Raw genomic sequence first — 19,049 nt, 5'->3', positions numbered from 1 at the left:
TCACGGAGGGGGGAAACGGTCAAAGGCTCGCCAGCCAGCTGATCAGGGCAGGGGCCAGCAAGGTGAGGATGAGGCCGTGGACGAAGGCCAGGGCCGTGGTGCCCGCATCCCGCGCCGCCGCGGCGATGACGGGCAGGGTGGTGTCCATGGTGGTGGCGCCTCCCGGCAGGACGGCCAGCCAGGACCGCCGGCCCGCCAGGCGCGCCAGGAAGGGCACCGCCACCACCGTCAAAAGCTCCCGCATCACGTTGGCCAGAAAGGCCAGGGCACCGGCGGCCGGTCCCCAGAGCTGGGCCACCAGCACCCCGGCCATGCTGTACCAGCCGAAGGCGGCCGCCACCGCCAGGGCCAGGGCAGGCGGCTCGCCGGTCAGCCGCCCCGCCAGCCAGCCCCCGGCCAGGCTCCCCGCCGCACCCAGCAAGGGCAACAGGAGGGCCTTGCCCCGGACGGCCCGGAGGCTCTCCCGGGTGGCCGGCCACTGCCGGCCGAACTCGTACCCGTAAAGGGCCATGAGGAGGAGCAAGGCGTACCCGGAGCCGGCGGCGGCCAGCCGCCCGGCAGCGGCCACCAGGGGGGCCGATCCTTCCGGCCCGCCGGCCACCCCTCCCGTCCCGCCGCTCGCCGGCGCCTCCACCGGCGCCTCCAGCCCGCCGGCCATGGCCGCCGCTTCTCCGGCCACCGCCGCCCCCACGCTGCCTCCCGGCAGGCCGCCCAGCCAGTGGACGAACACGGCTCCCGCCAGCCAGCCGCCGGCCACCGCCAGGACGGCTGCGGCGCTGAGGCGCAGGGCTTCGCCGGACCGGCCAGCCCCCCCGGCGGCCGTGGCCGGGTCCCCCGCGGCGGGATCGTGGCGGGCCGGGTCCCGCCGGGTCCTCGGGGCCTCCGGGCCGAGGTTTCCCCGGGGGACGGGATCCGAAGGGAGAAGGTGGGGTCCTGCCGTCCCGCCCGAGAGCGTGATCGAGCCCTGGCGGGTTCGTCCCGCCACCTCGCCGGCCCCGCCCGCGGCCCTGGATCCAAGCCGCCGGGTGATGGGGGTGGCCTGGCACCACGCCATGCGGATACGCCGGCACCAGGCGCCGGGGGCGCGCCGGCGCCTGGCGCTGGGGGCGCCCTGCCGAAAGGCCGTACGAGCACGCCATGCGGCCCCCAGGGCCGAGCCCAGCAGTCCCGCCAGCAGCGCCCCGCCCGCCGTGGCCACGGCAAAGGCGGCGGCCCGCCCGCCCAGCCGGGCCAAACCGGACCCTACCTGGGGATCCAGGCCCAGCCGCAGGCCCATGAGAAAGAGCAGCGCCCGCAGCGTCCACCGGGATGCCGCATCCCACCAGGCTGCCGGCAGCCGGCCACCCAGGCCGCTCAGCCCCGCGGCCATGCCGGCGGCCAGGGCCACCAGGACCGCGGTCACGGCCGGCCTCGCCCCTGGGCGGGGCCCGCTCCGGCGGTGTCCCCGGCACGGGCCCCGGGCCGGCGCGGTCGACCCGCCGGACCCCTGCTGGTGGCGGCCACAAGGCGGCCGGCCGCTCCGGTCGTGCCGCCGGCCCCGCCGCGGCCACCGCCGCCGGTGTCGCCGCGGGCGGCCCCACCACGGGCGGCATCGCCGCGCCGGCCGCTTTCCAGCACGCCCATGAGCCGCGCAAACCCCAGGGCGCCCAGCAGGACGGCGACCGCCAGCGCCGCGGTGAACCCCAGCAGCCCCGCCACCGACCCGCCCGTGCGGCGCTGCCACAGGGCGGCGATCACCACAAACAATCCCAAGGCCATCGCCCGGACCACGGGCTTCAATCGCTCGCGCAAGCTGGTTCCCCCGTTTCGCCCACCCGTTGACCTGTCCTCGTGCGGGCCGGATACTGGAGATGGTAGCACCGTGGGGGTGCTGGCGCCACGCCGGCTGAGACGAGCCAACCGGCTCGAACCCCTCGAACCTGACGTGGGTAATGCCACCGGAGGGAACGGTGCGGTCCCGCTCCAACGAAGCCTCTGGATCGCTTCCTGGCGCCTGGGCCGCGTTCGTCCCGCGGCCCTTTTCGTTGCCGGCCGCACCTTGCCCTGCCGCGGCAGCCCCGCCAGCCCGTACCACTTGTGGGAAGGGAGCGATCCGCCATGCCCACCCCTGCCGAGCCCCGTCCTGGCGAGTCGGATGCGGGGGCTTCCCGCCCGCACAGGCGCCCGCATGCGCCCCACCCGGGCACCCCATCCCAGGCCCCGCCGCCCCGCGCCATGACCATCGCCGGCTCGGACAGCGGCGGCGGCGCCGGGATCCAGGCGGACCTCAAGACCTTCAACGCCCTCCGGGTCTTCGGTACATCGGCCATCACCGCCCTGACGGCCCAGAACACCGAGGGGGTCAGGGACGTCCACCTGGTGCCCCCCGGGATGGTGGCCGCCCAGATCGATGCCGTGCTGGACGACATCGGCACCGACGCCGCCAAGACGGGCATGCTGGGCACCACCGTCATCGTGGAAACCGTGGCGGAGCGCATCGGCTACTGGCGGGACCGGCTGGGTCCCTTCCCCCTGGTGGTCGACCCGGTGATGATCGCCAAGAGCGGGGCCCCCCTCCTGGACGAACCGGCCCGGGAGGCGGTGCGGCGGCTGCTCCTGCCCCTGGCGACGGTGATCACGCCGAACCGCCACGAGGCGGAGGAACTGGCCGGCGTCCCCATCCGGACGCTGGACGACGCCCGCCGGGCGGCCCAGGTCCTCCACGGGCTGGGGCCGGCCTGGGTGGTGGTCAAGGGCGGCCACGTGGCGGAAGATTCGGCCGACGCCGTGGACGTGGTCTACGACGGCCGCGACTGGCACCTCTTGCGGGCGCCCCGCATCGCCACCCGCTCGACCCACGGGACGGGCTGCACCTTCTCCGCCGCCATCACCGCCTACCTGGCCAGGGGGTACGGGGTGCTGGACGCCCTTCGAGCCGCCAAGATCTACATCACCGGGGCCATCCGCCATGCCCCCGCCATCGGGCGCGGCCACGGCCCGACCTGCTCCTTTTACCCCTGGGAGGCTGCGCCCGATGATCCGTTGGGTGACCCGTTGGGAGCGGCGGCCGGGGAGGGCGGCGCGCCGAACGGCGCGCCCGTGGACCAGGCCGCATCCGGGGCCGCGGGCCCTGAGGGCCGGCAGCTCGACGGAGGTGAAGAGGGATGACGGCACCTCAGCCCGGCGCGCCCCCCCACCGCACCCGGCGGCTGGTCCGGGCCGCGATGCTGATCGCCCTGGGCACCGTCCTGGCGGGCATGGTCCGGGTCCCCGTCGGAGTGGCCACCGCCACGCCGGTGCAGCATGCCGTCAACGTGCTGGCCGCCGCCTGGTTCGGCCCCGCGGGCGCCGTGACCGTGGCCTTGCTCATCAGCCTGCTGCGCAACCTGCTGGGGCTGGGCACCCTGCTGGCCTTCCCGGGAAGCCTCTTCGGCGCCGCCCTGGCCGGGCTCGCCTACCGGGCCGCCCGGCGCCCCGCCGCGGCCATGGCGGGGGAGGTGGTGGGCACGGGCCTCTTGGGCGGCCTGGCCGCCTTCCCCGTGGCCCGGTGGCTGCTGGGCCAGGCCGAGGCGGCCTGGTTCTTCTACGTGGTGCCTTTTACCGTCAGCAGCCTGCTGGGCGCCCTGGTGGGCGGCCTGCTGCTGCGCTGGCTCCCCGCCCCGGCCCCGGAGGGCGACGGGGGGCCGGTTCCCGGCCCGGGCCCGGGGTCCAGCCAGAGCCCGCCCTCGTCCCGCAGGTGACCCCGCGCCTTCAGAGGGGCGGCAATCGCCCCCGCGGGGAACGCGCGGACCGGGCCGCCACCGGGGCCGTGCGTCGTGGCACCCCCCGACCCGCGGCAGGCCGGCATGCACCGGTACCACCGGGGCCCCGGATCCGTCGCTCGCCCCGGACCGGAGCCGGGCGACGTGACAAGGTTCCGCCCCGCCCGGGGCTCGTGGCCCACCCTGGCCCGCCGTGGGCCGGGATGACCGGGGCGCTGCCCGGTTCGCCATGAACCCGGCGGTTCGCCCGGACCCGCGCCGGGCCGGCATGAGCCGGCTCCGCCCGGCCCCTGGACGCGCGTCTCGCCCTGGCCTGGCAGGACGATCAGGCGTTCCACAGGCATTCCAGAGGAGGGATCCCCGTGACGAACATGGGCGCTCCCCAGCCGCCGGCTCCGGAAGCCTCCAACTCCTCCACCGGCCCGGCGCCCGCGAGCTGGGCGGCGGAAGCCGCCCGGGTCCTGGCCCGGATCCGCCACCGGCGACCGCTGGTCCACCACCTGACCAACTACGTGGTGATGAACTGGACGGCCAACATCACCCTGGCGCTGGGGGCATCCCCCTTGATGGCGCCGGAACCGGAGGAGTTCCCCGCCATTGCTGCGGCGGCGGAGGCCCTGGTCCTGAACATCGGCAGCCTGCGGGCAGGGGATGAAGCCGTCTTCAAGGCGGCGCAGGCGGAGGCCCTCCGCCACGGGCGCGCCGTGGTGGTCGACCCCGTGGGGGCCGGTTTCACCCCCTTGCGCACCCGGCTGGCCCTGGACCTGCTGGCCGGCGGCGCGACGGCCGTGCGCGGCAACGGCGGCGAGATCCTGGCCCTGGCCGGGGCGGGCACCGGCCGCACCCGGGGCGTGGACAGCGGCGCGGTGGAGGAAGGGGAGGTGCTGGAGGCAGCCCAGGCGCTGGCCCGGCGTTACCGCTGCGTGGTGGTGGCCAGCGGACCGGTGGACCTGGTCACCGACGGCCTCCAGGCCTGGCGGGTGGCCAACGGCCACCCCTGGCTGGCGGCGGTGACCGGCGGCGGGTGCGGGGCGACCACCGCGGTGGCGGTGTTCCTGGCGGGCTCGGTCGCACCCCTCAAGGATGCCACCCTGGCCATGGCCGTCTACGGCCTGGCCGCCCAGCGGGCGGCGGAGCGCACCTCGGGGCCGGGCTCGTTCCAGGCGGCCTTCCTGGACGAGCTGTACCGGCTGGGGGCGGGGGGCACAGGGGATGCCGAAGGGCTTTCCATTCTCCCGGGGCCGCCACACGGATCCCGGGAACGGTGAACCGCGCGGAGACGGCGGGAGGTGATCCCATGACGGAGGGTTCAAGGAACGGTAAGGACGGGTCCGGCCGGGGCGGCGCCCGCCTCCCGTTGCCCGCGGGCATCCCTGCCGGGGGTGCGGATCCCGCCCGCCCCGCAACCGGCCTGCTCAAGGTCTACTTCATCTACGACCTGGGCCTTGTGGGCACCGCCGACCCGGCCCCTCTGCTGGAGCCGGTGCTGGCGGCCGGGGTCCGGGCGGTGCAGTTCCGGGCCAAGGCGGCGGCCGACCGGGTGGCCTACGAACTGGCCGAGGCCGCCCGCCGGATCACGGCCCGCTACGGCGCCCTGCTGGTGGTCAACGACCGGCTGGACCTGGCGCTGGCGGTGGGTGCCGACGGCCTGCACGTGGGACAGGACGACCTGCCGGCGGAGGTGGTGCGCCGGCTCTGGCCCGAAGGCCTGCTGGGCGTTTCCGTCCGGAGCCCCGAGGAGGCGCGGGCGGCCGAGGCCGCCGGGGCGGACTACGTGGGCGCCGGGGCGCTCCGTTCCACCTCCACCAAGGACGATGCCCGCGTCATCGGCCTGAAGGGGTTGAAGGCGGTGGTGGCCGCCACCCGCCTGCCCGTGGTGGCCATCGGCGGCATCACCCTGGATGACCTCCCGGCCCTGCGCGGGGCCGGCCTGGCCGGGGTCGCCGTCGCCTCGGCCATCGCCCGGGCGGCCGACCCGGGCGGAGCGGCGGCCGCCTTCGTGCAGCGGTGGGACCGGTGAGTGCACCGCAGGTGCATGACGCCGTCCCCTTTTCTACGGCACGGCACCGGCTCCGGCCCGTCGTGCTACACTCCCTTTGTAGTGCTTGCCCGTCTGCTTGCCCGGCCGCGTGGTCCCGCCGGCCGCGGCCCGACCGGACTCGGCCCAGCCGGCGGCGGCCACGGTCGAAAGGGGGGCCGGGCAAGCCAGCCCGACGACAGGAGTTGACCTGCCGTGTCCCACCGCCAGCCAAGCGGCCGGCGAAGCGCCGGTGCGGCCTCGGGCGCCGGTTCGTCCCGGCCGAACGCCGCCGGGGGCGGCCTGCCAGAGCCCGGTCATGGGGCCCAATCCGGTAGCGGCGGCCAGCCGAAGGCTCCGACCGGACCCACCCAGCCGGCGGGTCCCGGCACTGCCCGCGGCTCCTCCACGCCCGTCCGGCCCTCGACTCCCGCCGGTGCCGCCGGCCGGGCCGGTGCCGCCGGCCGCGAAGGCGTCGCCGATCCCCAGGGACAGCGCGTCCTGGGCGTCCTGCTGCTCGGCGTGTTCCTGGGGGCGCTGGACATCGCCATCGTCGGCCCGGCCCTGAGCGCCATCGGCCGGGACTTCGCCGTCAGCGAGCGGCAGCTCAGCTGGGTCTTCACCATCTACGTGCTGTGCAATCTGGTGGGGAATCCGCTGATGGCCCGGCTCTCCGACCTGCGGGGACGCCGGCCGGTCTACATGCTGGATGTGGCGCTCTTCGGCCTGGGTTCGGTGGTGGTGGCCGCCGCGCCCTCCTTCCCCGTCCTCCTGGCCGGGCGGGCGATCCAGGGTCTCGCCTCGGGCGGCATCTTCCCGGTGGCCAGCGCCACCATCGGCGAGACCTTCCCGCCGGAGCGCCGCGGCCGTGCCCTGGGCATGACGGGCGCCATGTTCGGCCTCGCCTTCCTGCTGGGGCCCGTGATCGGCGGCGTGCTGCTGCCCTTCGGCTGGCAGTGGCTGTTTCTGATCAACGTGCCCCTGGCCGCCCTGGTGCTGTCCTGGAGCCGGCGGGTCCTGCCGGCGCCGCGGCCGGCGGCTCGCACAGCCTTCGACTTCCCCGGCATGGTCCTGCTGGGGTCGGGCCTGGTGGCCCTGGCCCTGGCCATCAACCGCATCGACAGCCAGGCGGTGCTGGCCAGCCTGGCCTCGGCCCAGGTCTGGCCCCTGCTGGCGGCCGGGCTGGTGCTGCTGGTGGCCTTCCAGCGGGTCGAGGCCGCTTCGCCCGCGCCGCTGATCGACCCTGGGCTGCTGGCCAACCGCCAGCTGGCGGTGGCCAACGCCCTTTCCGGCCTGAGCGGCCTGCTCCAGGCGGGGCTGGTCTTCGTCCCCTCCCTGGCCGTGGCCGCCTTCGGGGTCGAACCCTCCACCGCCGCGTACCTGCTCGGGCCGGCGGTGCTGGCCAGTGCCGTAGGGGCGCCGCTGGTGGGCCGCCTGCTGGACCAGGCGGGCTCCCGGGTGGTCCTCACCGCCGGAACGGCCGTGCTGGCCGCCGGGCTCTTGCTGATCCCCGCGGTCACCCGCAGCATGGGCCTCTTCGTGGCGGACGGCGTCGTGGTGGGCCTCGGCCTGGCCAGCCTGACGGGCGCGCCCCTGCGGTATGTGGTCCTCAACGAAGCCGGGGCCGGCCACCGGGCGGCCGCCCAGTCCCTGCTCACCGTGGCCAGCAACATGGGCCAGATCGTGGGCAGCGCCGCCATGGGCGCCATCGTGGCCTCCCACGCCGGCGACGTGGCGGGATACGAGCAGGCGTACGTGGTCCTCGGCGCCCTGGCCGCCCTGGGCATCCTGGCGGCCCTTTCCTTGAAGAACCGGGAGGAAGAGCGCCGCACCGCGCTGAAGAACAGCCCCGCTTGAGGCAGGTGGCCCGAAGGCGCCGGCGTCCGGCGCAGGGGGGCTCCGGGCACCGGCCGGAGTCGTAGTGCCGGCTGCGGCACCGCCGGATCCGCGCTGCCGGATGCGCAGCACCGGATCTGCGCTGCCGGATCCGTACGGCCGGATCGACACTACCGGATCCCCACTGCGCGATCCGCACGGCTGGCTCCGTCATGGAAGGGGCAGGCGAACCGGCCTTCCGGGGCGGCCTGTCCCCCCCCCCGGCCCGGCGACCGGCAAGGAGGGTGGACGTGAAACGACGGCGGGTGCGGGCCCCCATGAGACGTCTGGCTGTCCTCTTCGTGGCGGCCCTACTGGCGCTGGGCAGCGGGTGCGGTCCCCTGGCCGAATGGGCGGGCTTGGCGCCGTGGGGGAATCCTTCCGCGGATCCTGCCGGCCATGCCGCCGGGCCCCAGGGTAGCTCCGGCGGCGGCCGGGTTCTTCCCGGCGAGGACGACGAACCCCGCCCCGCGGGCGAGCCCGCCGACCGCAACTGGCAGCGGGCCAGCCTGGCCAGCGTGGGGGATGTGCTGATCCACAACACCCTGCTGGCGGCGGCCCGGCAAGGGGACGGAACCTACGATTTCGGGCCGGCCCTGGCGGCTGTGGCGCCGGCCTTGCGGGCCGCGGACCTGGCGGTGGGCAACCTGGAACAGCCCGTCACGGGCGCCGACCTGGGAGGCTACACGGGGTATCCCCGGTTCAACTCGCCCCCGGAACTGCTGGCGGCCCTGCGCCAGGCTGGCTTCGACGTCCTGACCGATGCCAACAACCACACCCTGGACCGTGGCCGGCGGGGGGTGGAGCGCACCTATGCCAACCTGGAGCGGTTCGGCTTCATCCATGCCGGCACCGCCCGCACCCCGGAGGAACGGGACCGCATCGCCATCGCCGAGGCGGGCGGCATCCGCATCGCCTTCCTGGCCTACACCTACGGCACCAACGGCATCCCCCTGCCGGCGCCCTATCTGGTCAATCTGATCGATCCCCGGCAGATCGAGGCGGACATCGCTCGGGCGCGGCGGGCGGGCGCCGACCTGGTGTCGGTCTCCCTGCATTTCGGCAACGAGTACGAGACCGAGCCCAACAGACAGCAGGAGGACATGGTCGATCAGGTCCTGGCGGCAGGCGCCGACATCGTGCTGGGCCACCATCCCCACGTGCTGCAGCGGGCCGAGCTGCGCCCGATGAAGCGGGCGGGGGACGAGGCGGCAGCGGAAGCGCCGCCACCGGGTGCCTCAGGACCACCGGATCCGAGGCGGGAGGGGCCGGGGCGGGGGCCCGGTGAGCCCGGGGAGGAGGATCAACCCGGTTCCGCGGGTGGCGCCCCTGTGGCCGGCGCCCCTGCGGCCGGCGCCCCTGCAGCCGGTGCCCCCGGCGCAGGGGCCGCCGCTGCCGGGCCAGACCGTTCCTGCACCAGGCCCGGATCCGGGTCCGGGCAGCCTGCCGGGTACACCGGGTCCACCGGAGGCCGTCCCTGCCTTTATAAGGCGGTGCTGTTCTCCCAGGGCAACTTCCTGGCCGGGCAGATCGGGGAAGACCGCATGACCTCCGCCCTGTTCTGGCTCGACCTGGCCCGCGACCCCCTCACCGGCCGGGCAGGGGTCACGGGAATCCGTTACGTGCCCCTTTACATCCACAAGGGGAGGGTGGACGGGCGCTGGCTCTGGCGCCCCCTGCCGGCCCGGGAGGCGGCCGGCGATCCGGCCCGGTACCAGGTGCCCCAGGCCGATGTGCCCCTGCTGGAGCGGGCTTACCGGCGGGCCCTGGAGCGCCTGGAGGCACCGGGCGTCCGCTGGGTCCCCATGGAGGAGCTGGCACCCGCGCAGGGGCCGTGATCGAGGGCTCGTAGCTGCCTACCATTCCATCGTCATCTCTTATCAGCCGTAGGCGAATCTTGTGCCGCCGGGTCGCCGTTTCAAAGCCGCCCGGCCACGGCGACACCTGCCAGTGCGCCCAGCACGGCGATCAGGCCGGCAATGAACCATCCCGTTAGGCGGTCCAAGCGCTGTTCGAGGCGGTCGATGCGCTGTTCGATGCGGTCAGCCCGTTGCTCAATGTAGTTGTACAGGCGGTCCTGTTCCCGGCGGACATCGTCCAAGCGCTGGAGGATCAACCACGACGTGTCGGGGGTCGTAGGAGGCATGTCGGCGTCTTTGGACGCTGCCGTTTCGTGGTGCATGGTACCGCCTCCCAAACCACTGTGAGAAGAGCATAGCATAGCCACGACAGGCGAGGATGGGCCCATCAAACGCCGGGATCGGTTCTCCGATCCCCAACAGACCCCGCGCTGGCGCGTCTGGACGGAGCAGGTGACGCCCGTCCGCATGGAAGCGCTGGAACCCCCCGTCCCTCTACCCGTGAGGAATCGAGAGTGGCACGTCTGGAGCGATTAGCGGCGCATCGCCCCGTCGGTGTGCGGCAAGTTGGCGCACCGGCTCTAGGAGAGGTCCTCCGAGGACGCCCACGTGGCGACCGGCGACATGGAATCCGGCCGGCACCTCATCGTCGCAACCGTCGAACGTTGACGGCCCGGCCACGGGTGTAGGAACCCGCGGCCTCCCTCCGCCTCACCCGGCCGTCCCCGCGCTCTCCCCGGCCGCTTCGTCCGCCACGGCGTCGCCCGCTGCGGTTGCCAGCGCTCCAGCCAGGGGCCGGCGCGCCGCACCCGGCAGGGCCACCCGGCCACCGTCGGAGAGCCGGAACAGGTGAAGGCGCGACACCGGCAGCCGGACGCCCACCGCCTCCCCCTCGACCACGGCGGCGTCGGCGGGCACCAGGGCCTGCAGCCTCAAGCCGGTCCCGGCCGTGGGGCCGGCAGGGCCGGAAGGAGCCGCCCCGCCGGGGACGCGGCCGGCTTCCACCGTCACCAGCTTCTCGTGGCCCAGCAGCTCGATCATGGTCACCCGGCCGTCCAGGTGCCCGCGACCGGGCGCCACCAGCTGCACGTGCTGCGGGCGGATGCCGATGGCCACCTCGCCTTCCCGTGCCGTCGCCGGCAGCGGCAGGTACACGGGCAGGCCGTCCACCTGCAGCCGCGACCCGCTGACCCGCCCCTGCACCCAGTTCATGGGCGGGTGGCCGATGAAGGAGGCGGTAAAGCGGTTGGGCGGCGTCTGGTAGAGGTCGTAGGGGGTGCCCTGGGCGACGCAGCGGCCCCCGTTCATCAGCACCACCCAGTCGGCGATGCTCATCGCCTCGGTCTGGTCATGGGTGACCAGCACCGCCGTCACACCCAGTTCCCGCTGGATCCGCCGGATCTCGGCGCGCATGGCCTGCCGGAGCTGGGCATCCAGGTTGGAGAGGGGTTCATCCAGCAGGAGCAGGGCCGGCCGCTTGACCAGCGCCCGGGCCAGGGCCACCCGCTGCTGCTGGCCGCCGGAGAGCTGCTCCGGCCGCCGGTCCAGGAGGCTGCCCACCTGCACCAGCTCGGCCATCTCATGGACCCGGCGGCGGATCTCCGGCTCGGGAAGCCGCTGCATCCGCAAGGGGAAGGCGATGTTCTCGAACACCGTCATGTGTGGGTAGAGGGCGTAGCTCTGGAAGACCATGCCCACGTTGCGCCGCTGGGGCGGCACGTCGTTGACCCGCACGCCGTCGAAGAAGATGTCACCCTCCGTAGGCCGCAGCACGCCGGCCAGCATGTACAGGGTGGTCGACTTGCCGCACCCGGACGGCCCCAGCAGCGCCACCAGCCGGCCGGGTTCCAGTTCCAGGGTCAGGCGGTCGACGGCCGTTACGGTGCCGAAGCGCTTGGTGACCCCTTCCAGCCGGATCCTCACCGCTTTACACCCCCCGTGTACAGCACCATCAGGTAGCGCTGGAGGAACAGGTAGACCAGCATCACCGGGATCATGTAGAACACGGCGACGGCGGTCACGGTGCCGTAGCGGGCCACGTCGGCCTGGGAGAGCAGCGCCCCCAGGTACACCGGCAGCGTCTGCACACCGGCGCCGGGCGCCAGCACGTAGGGCAGCAGGAACTCGCTCCACCCGGACAGGAAAGCAAAGACCGCCGATGCCATCAGGCCGGGGCGGATGATGGGCAGCACCACCCGCCACCAGGCGGCCAGGCGGCTGGCCCCGTCCAGCAGGGCCGCCATCTCGTGGTCCCAGGACACCTGGTCGTAGAAGCCCTTGAGCACCCACACGTGGAACGGCAGCTCCAGGGCGATCTTGGCCAGCACCACGCCCGCCAGGGTGTCATACAGGCCCAGTTGCCGGAGCAAGAGGAACAGCGCCACCAGCAGGGTGATCCCCGGAAAGGCGTGGAGCACGATCAGCATGGCCAGCCACAGCCGCCGGCCCGGCACGGCCAGGCGCGACAGGGCGTAGGCGGCCGTGCTGGCCAGCAGGACCTCGCCCAGGGCCACCAGAAGGGCAAAAAGCAGCGTGTTGATGGTCAGCTGCACTATGGACGGGCCGAAGGGGTCGGGCTGCCAAAGGAACGACCAGTTCTCCCAGGTCCACCCCAGCGGCCGGAACCCTTCCATCCCATCGCTCCAGGACGCCACCAGCAGCCACGCGTAGAGCAGCAGCACCGGCGCCGTCACCGGCACCAGCAGAAGCCACGCCCAGCGCGCCGGGCGCTGGGTCTCGCTCAGGCTGCCGAGCACGCCGCCACCTCCCTTCCCGCGACCGGTGCCGCGATCCGTTCACCTGGACACCTTGAGCCCCTCGCGCTCCAACCGCCACGACGCCCAGGGGCTGCGCCGCGCTCCCCACGCCTCTTGCGCGTTCCCCACGCCTCTTGGCCGAGGCGCACCCGCCGGGCTCAGCTCACCTCGATCCGCGGCGGCTGGGTCAACTGGCGGAAGTTGAAGAAGCGCAGGTAGAGCACCGACGCCACCAGCCCGATGACCACCAGCACCGTGGCCAGGGCGGCACCCAGGCCGTACTGGGCGTTGCCGAAGTAATTGGACAGCGCCGTGTGGAAGGCGTAGAGGGCCCAGACCTCGGTGGTGTAGAAGCCCGGCCCGCCGTCGGTGGCCAGCAGGATGTACTCGTAGGACGCCAGCAGCGACAGGGTCTGGTACGCGGCGACGAACAGCGCCGGCCACCGCAGCTGGGGCAGCACCACCCGCCGCACCAGCGCCCAGGTGCCCGCGCCGTCCACCTGGGCCGCGACCAGCTGTTCCCGCGGGATGGCCTGGATGGCGGCGCTGAAGATGATCATCCCCATGGACGCCCCGACGAAGCCGTTGATGGCGATGACAACGGGCCATGGGTGCTCGTAGAGCCAGTTGCCGCCCGCCGGCAGGCCCAGCGCGCCCAGCACCTGGTTGATCACGCCGTAGGGCGGCTCCGCCGCGAAGTACTTCCACATGAGGACGTACACCACCGACGGCGTGATCCTGGGCAGCAGCCACACCGCCCGGAAGAACCCGCCCCAGCGCCGGGGCAGGAAGGCCGTGGCCAGCGCCAGCACCAGGGCAAGCCCCACGTTGAACAGCGTCAGGGTGGCGCCCACGTAGAGCAGCGTGTTGCGCAGCACCAGGCCCGCCACCGGGTCGGTGAGGATGCGCCGGTAGTTCTCCAGGCCGACCCAGCGGAAGCCCTCCAGGCCCGTGGCGACGCTGAGGTCGGTCAGGCTGAGGATCACCGTCAGCACCGCCGGGACCAGGAAGAACACGGCCACCACCAGGGCGAAGGGCAGGAGGAACCCTGCCCCCAGCCGCCACGGCGCGGCCGGCCGGGCGGCCGCGAGGACCTCGGCCGCCCGGCTCACCGGATGATCACCTCGTCCCGGAGCTGCGACTGCAGCTGCCGGACCACCGTGTCGACGGCCTGTTCGGGCGTCATCTGCCCGGCCACGACCGCCGACAGGCCGCGGTAGATGGCCTGGTCGTAGTTGCCGAACTGCTCGTGCAGCGGGACGAACCCGGCGTGCTCGACCATGTACGCGAGGTCACCCAGCAGCCGGTTCTCCTGGTACGCCGGCTGGTCCAGCTGCGGCTTCATGATCGCCAGGTGGTTGCTCTCCACCGCGTGGCGCGTGTTGAACTCGGGATTCGTCGCCTCGAGGATCAGCCGCGCCGCCAGCTCGGGGTGCTGCGAGTACTTCGTCACCATGTACACCAGCGGGTGCGAGAGGGTGACCCCCGGCTTGCCCTTCTCGCCCGCGGGCAGCAGCGCGTAGCCCAGATCCTGGACGTCGGCGTCACTCAGGCCGTACTGGTCCTGCCACTCGGCCACCTGCCACGAGCCGCCGACCCAGAGGCCCACCTGCTTGCCCGTCACCGTCCGGTGCCAGATGGACCAGTCGGTACCCAGCAGGGACGGCTTGAGCACGCCCAGCTCCCGCGCCCGTGCGAAGAACTGGTATTCCTTCAGAAGCGCCTCCTTGTCCAGCACCAGCTTGCCCGTTGCGGGATCCTGCATCTGGCCGCCGTAGGCCAGGTAGAACATGTAGAAGTCCACACCCGGCTGCGGCCGCGTCCACAAGCCCTGCCCCGCCGGCACGATGCCGCGGTCCTGCAGCTGCTTGGCCAGGTCGAGCAGGTCATCCAGCGTGAACTCGCCCTTCTCGATCTGTTCCGGCAACCGGGCGATCTGCTCGTCGGACCAGCCCAGCTGCTTCAGATGCGACTTCCAGAAGTAGAGGGGCCGCGCCTCGGTATCCTGCGGGATGCCCCAGATCTTCCCGTCCAGGGTCACCGACTCCCACAGCGTCGGGAACACGTCCTGGTACACCGGGCTGTCCTTGACGTACTCGTCCAGCGGGATGATGTGCCCGGCCGCGGCCCACGGCGCCACGTCCTCGTGGCCGCTGAGGATGATGTCCGGCGCCTTCCCGGCCTCGGCCGCCAGGATGAAGCGCTGCTTGTACTCGTCCCAGGGCCGGTCCTCGTGGGAGCCCTCCAACTGGACGCGAACGCTGGCGCCCTCCTGCTCCAGCTTCTCGTTCAGCCGGTCCACGGCTTCCCTGAGGTTGTCAAACCGCCAGTGCTCGGTGGGCTTGCCGATGGTCATGGCGCGCAGGGTGACGGTCTGGACGCCCTGCTCTCCGGACGAACCGGCCTCGCCCGTACCGCCGCCCGCCGCGCCCGGAGAGCTTCCCCCGCTGCCGCATCCGGCCAGCAGCACCAGGCTGAGGGCCAGCAGGGCCGCCAGCAGCCGGGCACCCGACCGGTTGCGGTCCTGGCGCCCCTGACGCCGCGGGCCACCCTCTAAGCCAGGCCTCCGCTCGCTACCGCTCCGGCGTTCCAGACAACGGTTCCACCAGCCAGCACGCACAGGACGGTCACCTCCCCTTGCTCGTCGCTCGCCGCGGACTCCTGCTGACGGCTCGCCGAGGGGCGGCATCCCGCAGGGTAAGGGCCAGGCCCCAGTCCCACCGCCTCACCCCGGCTTGACCGCCCGGGCACGCGGCCGGTCTGGGGCGGTTCCGCCCCTCATGGCGGCACCTCCTCCCGGGGAGCCCGGAGGCGCCCCTGGCAGGGGCATCGCCTTCCCGCAGTGCCGCCGCCCCGCCGCACCACAAGCGCCGTCACCGCGGTCTTGCCCGCCTGTTCCTCACCCGTTTGTGCTGGTCGCTTTTCTGAACGTGAACGGTGCTGGAAGGATGGCGAAGGTTGCCCCGCATGGCGCCGTACCGGGGCCGCCTGCTATTAGCAGGCTGCAGCAATGAGTGCTAACAAGCAATTGGAATATAGCCCTGGCTTGTGATCGATGTCAAGTTACGGCATATGAAGCCATTTATCCGGCCGCACCATCCATCTCTGGAATTCCCCGGTTGGACATGGGCGGGCCCCATGCCGCCCACGTCAGAGCCGGGCGAACCGCAGTGTAAAGCGGAGTGCCCAAGGAGCGGGGGCCGTGGCATCATGAGAGTAGCCGCCGCAACGAGGTGAGAAGTTTGGACCGGAGCCAGGACTGGTGGGACGAGGCTCTGGGAGACCTTGCCCATGCGGAAAGCGACGACCTGGAACGCGGCTTTTATAACTGGGCCTGCTTCTCAGCCCAACAGGCTGCCGACAAGGCCGTAAAGGCTGTCTGCCAGCGATTCGGGGGCGAGGCCTGGGGACATTCGGTCTATGCCCTCCTCGAGGCGCTGGCGGAGCAGGTTCCCGTACCCGACGACCTTCGGGATCGGGCCCTCGAGCTCGATAAGGCGCATATTCCCACCCGGTACCCTGATGCTCATCCTGTTGGAGCGCCGAGGCGACTCTACACGGCTTCCGAAGCCAGGAGGATGCTGGATCATGCACGGGTCATCCTGGAATTCTGTGCGCGTTACCTTTCCGTCTCTGAGCCTTGAGGAGGTCGTACAGCGCATCAGGGACAGCCTTCCCCGGCTGGCGCAGCAACTGCCGCTCCAGCGGGTGGTCCTCTTCGGGTCCTATGCCCGGGGGCGGTTTACGGCCCGCAGCGACATCGACTTGCTGGTGGTCTACCACGACCCTCCGGTGGCCGACGCCTTCCAGCGGGTACGGCGGGCCATCCCGCTGCGGGCCCTCGAGCCCCACGTCTACAGCGTCTCCGAGGCGCAGGCCGTCGCCGCCGTGCTGGAGCGGATGACCCGGGACGGGATCGTCCTGTTCGACAGCTGCAGGGATCGGCCTGCTATGGGGCCGGCGGGCCCCGGGGTGCGCCGGGGTGGGGCCGCCGGGTCCCCGGGGTGCGCCGGGTTCCACCGGCGCCAGGTTCAGGCGTCGCCCTCCCGTTGCCGGGCCAGCGGCGGCAGGCTCGACCGGGCGATGGTCTTGTCCAGCTCCTCGTAGCCGAAGTAGCGGATGGTCTCGTAGAGCTCGGCCCGGTCCTGCATCTCACCCAGGAGCTCGCGGGTCGAACCGGCCTGCCGCAGGTGCCGGTACAGCCGCTCCACGGCCCGCGCCGCCACCCGCAGGGAAGAGACCGGGAAGAGAATGATGTCGTAGCCCCACGCCGCCAGATCCGCCGCGCTGTAATACGGAGTCTTGCCGAACTCCGTCAGGTTGGCCAGGAGCGGCACGCCGGGCAGCGCCTCCCGCACGGCGCGGAATTCCTCCTCGGTGGTCAGGGCCTCGGGGAAGATGGCATCGGCCCCGGCCTCCACGTAGCGCCGGGCCCGGGCGATGGCGGCTTCCAGCCCCTCCACCCCGTGGGCGTCGGTGCGGGCGATGACGTAAAGGGACGGCGCCGTCTCCTTGAGGGCCCGGATCTTCTGCACCATCTCGTCGGCCGTGACCAGGCTCTTGCCGCTCAGGTGGCCGCACTTCTTGGGCATCTCCTGGTCTTCGATCTGGACCCCCGCCACCCGCGCCTCCACCATCTCCCGGCCCGTGCGGGCCACGTTCAGCACCCCGCCGAAGCCCGTGTCGATGTCCACGATCAGCGGCAGGTCCGTGGCGCGGACGATGTCCCGGGCCCGGTCGGCCACCTCCTGGCTGGTGACCAGGCCCAGGTCGGGCAGGCCGCGGCTGGCGGTATAGGCGGCCCCGGACAGGTAGACCGCCTCGAACCCGGCGCGCCGGGCCAGGAGCGCGGCCATGGCATCGTGGGCGCCCGGCAGCACAACCGGCCCCTTCCGCACCAGCTGGCGGAAACGCTCGGCCAGCTCGGGCTGGGGCGTTTCCTTCTGCAGCAACCAGGCCATGGGAATCCCTCCTCACAACCTCCCGGGCTCACGGGACGGACCGGCCCGCCCGGGCGGGTCGGTTCGTCCCGGACGGGCCGTAGCCGTCCCTGGCCGGCCCACCTTGCGCCGGAGGGCCGGGGAATCCGCCGTCCCCGAACGGCGCCCAAGGCGCCAACGGTGCCACAGGCGCCGGCCTCCCGGGCCTTCAGGGCCGGTGCAGCTCGTCCATGAAGCGGTCCACGGGCATCTCCGGCAGGGCGGGGTCTTCGGCCAGCAGGTGGAACAGCCGCTCCGCCCGCTTGGCCGGGAAGACCTCCCGCAAGGCGCCCCGCACCTTCTCGTGCAGCCGCGGCAGGGCTTCGTCCCGCCGGCGCCGGTGGCCCAGGGGGTACTCCACCTCCACCTTTTCGGTGGCGGTACCGTCGCGGAAGAACACCTGCACGGCGTTGGCGATGGACCGCTTCTCGGGGTCCAGGTAGTCGCGGCTGTACCGCTCGTTCTCCACCACCACCATCTTCTCCCGCAGGGCGTCGATGCGGGGGTCGGAGGCGATGGGCTCCTCGTAGTGCTGGTAGGTCAGCTCGCCGTAGATCAGGGCCACGGCGGTCATGTACTGCAGGGAGTGGTCGCGGTCGGCCGGGTTCGTCAGCGGGCCCTTCTTGTCGATGATGCGGACGGCCGATTCCTGGGTCTCGATGACGATGCGCTCGATCTCGTCCAGCCGGTCCTTGACCTGGGGGTGCAGGCGCAGGCCCGCCTCCACCGCCGTCTGCCCGTGGAACTCGGCCGGGTAGGCGATCTTGAAGAGCACGTTCTCCATCACGTAGGACCCCAGGGGCCGTGCCAGGACCACCTTCTCGCCCCGGAAGACCACGTCCTCGAAGCCCCAGCGGGGGGCGCTCAGGGCGGTGGGATAGCCCATCTCGCCCTTGACGGCGAAGAGCGCCAGCCGCACGGCCCGGCTCACCGCATCGGCCGCCGCCCAGGACTTGCGGGAGCCCGTGTTGGGGAAGTGGCGGTAGGTGCGCAGGGCGGCCCCGTCGATCCAGGCGTTGGAGAGGGCGTTGACCACCTCGTCGCGCCCGCCGCCCCACAGGGCGGTGGCCACCGCCGCCGACGCGACCTTCACGAAGTGCACGTGGTCGAAGCCGAAGCGGTTGAGGCTGTTCTCCAGCGAGAGCACGCCCTGGATCTCGTGGGCCTTGATGGCCATGGTCAGCACGTCGCGGACGGTGTAGGGCGCCTCGCCGCGGCTGCGCCGCACCCGGCTGACGTGGTCGGCCACGGCCAGGATGGCGCCCAGGTTGTCCGACGGGTGCCCCCACTCCTTGGCCAGGAAGGTGTCGTTGTAGTCCAGCCAGCGGATCAGGGCGGTGATGTTGAAGGCGCCCTCCACGGGATCCAGCACGTAGGGCGTGCCCGGCACCTTGACCCCATGGGGCACGATGGTGCCCGGCACCGTGGGGCCCAGCAGCTTGGTGCACTCGGGATAGGCCAGGGCGTAGAAGGCCGCCGCCAGGGAGTCCATCAGCACCCAGCGGGCGGTGCGGTAGGCCAGCTCGCTGTCGATGGCCTGGTTCAGCACATAGTCGGCGATCTCCACCAGGACCCGGTCCGGTTCCTGGGGTTTCGTGGCCCCGCCGGCCGGGGCGCTTGCGTCGTGGCTTGCCATGGTGCCGTCCTGCGACCTCCCCTGCGATGATCGCCACGGGATTCAACTGCCATCGCCACGGCATTCAACCGTCGCCGGTATCGCCTTGGCGGCTCTCGCCATCGCCTTCACGGCCGTCGCCATGCCCGGGGCACCCATGGCGCATCGCCGCCACAGGCGCCGCCATGGCGGTCCGCCGCGGAATGGC

17 protein-coding genes and 1 riboswitch are annotated in these 19,049 nt (G+C 72.8%); of the genes, 8 read left to right on the top strand and 9 right to left on the bottom strand.

Going from position 1 to position 19,049, the window contains the following annotated elements:
* Positions 1 to 19 precede the first annotated feature (19 nt).
* Complete coding sequence (locus ACZ5T9_RS04380) at positions 20 to 1,402, bottom strand: LysO family transporter (RefSeq protein ID WP_464834054.1); 1,383 nt, start codon at positions 1,400 to 1,402, stop codon at positions 20 to 22.
* The gene (locus ACZ5T9_RS04375) at positions 1,399 to 1,791 is read right to left on the bottom strand and encodes a hypothetical protein (RefSeq protein WP_464834053.1); all 393 of its coding nucleotides are present in this window, start codon (positions 1,789 to 1,791) and stop codon (positions 1,399 to 1,401) included. Before ACZ5T9_RS04375 ends, ACZ5T9_RS04380 begins: the two co-directional genes overlap by 4 nt.
* Positions 1,792 to 1,853: 62 nt before the next feature.
* Positions 1,854 to 1,963, top strand: a riboswitch (TPP riboswitch).
* A gap of 134 nt (positions 1,964 to 2,097) precedes the next feature.
* Here ACZ5T9_RS04375 and thiD point away from each other — a divergent pair.
* The 6 genes from thiD to ACZ5T9_RS04345 all read left to right on the top strand — a co-directional run bounded on the left by thiD (position 2,098) and on the right by ACZ5T9_RS04345 (position 9,470).
* Entirely contained in the window at positions 2,098 to 3,147 is a 1,050-nt protein-coding gene (gene thiD, locus ACZ5T9_RS04370) for a bifunctional hydroxymethylpyrimidine kinase/phosphomethylpyrimidine kinase (RefSeq protein ID WP_464834052.1), read from the top strand.
* A complete protein-coding gene (thiW, locus tag ACZ5T9_RS04365; protein ID WP_464834051.1) occupies positions 3,144 to 3,719 on the top strand; it encodes an energy coupling factor transporter S component ThiW in 576 nt (191 codons plus the stop codon). Before thiD ends, thiW begins: the two co-directional genes overlap by 4 nt.
* Positions 3,720 to 4,111: 392 nt before the next feature.
* Complete coding sequence (gene thiM, locus ACZ5T9_RS04360) at positions 4,112 to 5,008, top strand: hydroxyethylthiazole kinase (protein ID WP_083855413.1); 897 nt, start codon at positions 4,112 to 4,114, stop codon at positions 5,006 to 5,008.
* Positions 5,009 to 5,037: 29 nt separating this feature from the next.
* Positions 5,038 to 5,760 carry a thiamine phosphate synthase gene (gene thiE / locus ACZ5T9_RS04355; protein ID WP_460039998.1) on the top strand — a complete coding sequence of 241 codons (723 nt, stop codon included), beginning with the start codon at positions 5,038 to 5,040 and terminating at the stop codon, positions 5,758 to 5,760.
* A gap of 213 nt (positions 5,761 to 5,973) precedes the next feature.
* A complete protein-coding gene (locus ACZ5T9_RS04350; protein WP_464834049.1) occupies positions 5,974 to 7,614 on the top strand; it encodes an MFS transporter in 1,641 nt (546 codons plus the stop codon).
* A gap of 296 nt (positions 7,615 to 7,910) precedes the next feature.
* Complete coding sequence (locus ACZ5T9_RS04345) at positions 7,911 to 9,470, top strand: CapA family protein (protein ID WP_464834048.1); 1,560 nt, start codon at positions 7,911 to 7,913, stop codon at positions 9,468 to 9,470.
* A gap of 80 nt (positions 9,471 to 9,550) precedes the next feature.
* Here the strand turns inward: ACZ5T9_RS04345 and ACZ5T9_RS04340 are convergent, their stop codons facing one another.
* The 5 genes from ACZ5T9_RS04340 to ACZ5T9_RS04320 all read right to left on the bottom strand — a co-directional run bounded on the left by ACZ5T9_RS04340 (position 9,551) and on the right by ACZ5T9_RS04320 (position 14,867).
* Positions 9,551 to 9,814 carry a hypothetical protein gene (locus tag ACZ5T9_RS04340; RefSeq protein ID WP_460040001.1) on the bottom strand — a complete coding sequence of 88 codons (264 nt, stop codon included), beginning with the start codon at positions 9,812 to 9,814 and terminating at the stop codon, positions 9,551 to 9,553.
* 388 nt (positions 9,815 to 10,202) lie between these two features.
* Positions 10,203 to 11,414: an ABC transporter ATP-binding protein gene (locus ACZ5T9_RS04335; protein WP_464834046.1), complete on the bottom strand. Its 1,212-nt coding sequence runs from the start codon at positions 11,412 to 11,414 to the stop codon at positions 10,203 to 10,205.
* Positions 11,411 to 12,247, bottom strand: a complete 837-nt coding sequence (locus ACZ5T9_RS04330; RefSeq protein ID WP_460040003.1) for a carbohydrate ABC transporter permease — start codon at positions 12,245 to 12,247, stop codon at positions 11,411 to 11,413. Before ACZ5T9_RS04330 ends, ACZ5T9_RS04335 begins: the two co-directional genes overlap by 4 nt.
* A 158-nt stretch (positions 12,248 to 12,405) precedes the next feature.
* Complete coding sequence (locus tag ACZ5T9_RS04325) at positions 12,406 to 13,359, bottom strand: carbohydrate ABC transporter permease (RefSeq protein WP_460040004.1); 954 nt, start codon at positions 13,357 to 13,359, stop codon at positions 12,406 to 12,408.
* Positions 13,356 to 14,867: a sugar ABC transporter substrate-binding protein gene (locus ACZ5T9_RS04320; protein ID WP_464834045.1), complete on the bottom strand. Its 1,512-nt coding sequence runs from the start codon at positions 14,865 to 14,867 to the stop codon at positions 13,356 to 13,358. The genes ACZ5T9_RS04325 and ACZ5T9_RS04320 overlap by 4 nt, the downstream gene beginning before the upstream one ends.
* A gap of 562 nt (positions 14,868 to 15,429) precedes the next feature.
* On the opposite strand from ACZ5T9_RS04320, the gene ACZ5T9_RS04315 reads away from it, so the two are divergent.
* Complete coding sequence (locus ACZ5T9_RS04315; RefSeq protein ID WP_464834044.1) at positions 15,430 to 15,891, top strand: HEPN domain-containing protein; 462 nt, start codon at positions 15,430 to 15,432, stop codon at positions 15,889 to 15,891.
* The gene (locus tag ACZ5T9_RS04310; protein WP_464834043.1) at positions 15,836 to 16,354 is read left to right on the top strand and encodes a nucleotidyltransferase family protein; all 519 of its coding nucleotides are present in this window, start codon (positions 15,836 to 15,838) and stop codon (positions 16,352 to 16,354) included. The genes ACZ5T9_RS04315 and ACZ5T9_RS04310 overlap by 56 nt, the downstream gene beginning before the upstream one ends.
* On the opposite strand, the gene prpB is transcribed toward ACZ5T9_RS04310, so the two are convergent.
* Together prpB and ACZ5T9_RS04300 are read right to left on the bottom strand one after the other, a co-directional pair.
* Positions 16,279 to 17,208, bottom strand: a complete 930-nt coding sequence (gene prpB / locus ACZ5T9_RS04305; RefSeq protein ID WP_464834041.1) for a methylisocitrate lyase — start codon at positions 17,206 to 17,208, stop codon at positions 16,279 to 16,281. The two genes, ACZ5T9_RS04310 and prpB, sit on opposite strands and share 76 nt — an antisense overlap.
* Positions 17,209 to 17,395: 187 nt before the next feature.
* Positions 17,396 to 18,862 carry a bifunctional 2-methylcitrate dehydratase/aconitate hydratase gene (locus ACZ5T9_RS04300; protein ID WP_006903200.1) on the bottom strand — a complete coding sequence of 489 codons (1,467 nt, stop codon included), beginning with the start codon at positions 18,860 to 18,862 and terminating at the stop codon, positions 17,396 to 17,398.
* Positions 18,863 to 19,049: the final 187 nt, after the last annotated feature.

It is taken from the genome of Thermaerobacter nagasakiensis (assembly GCF_055396825.1).
This window is presented reverse-complemented; position numbering and strand designations above follow the sequence as displayed.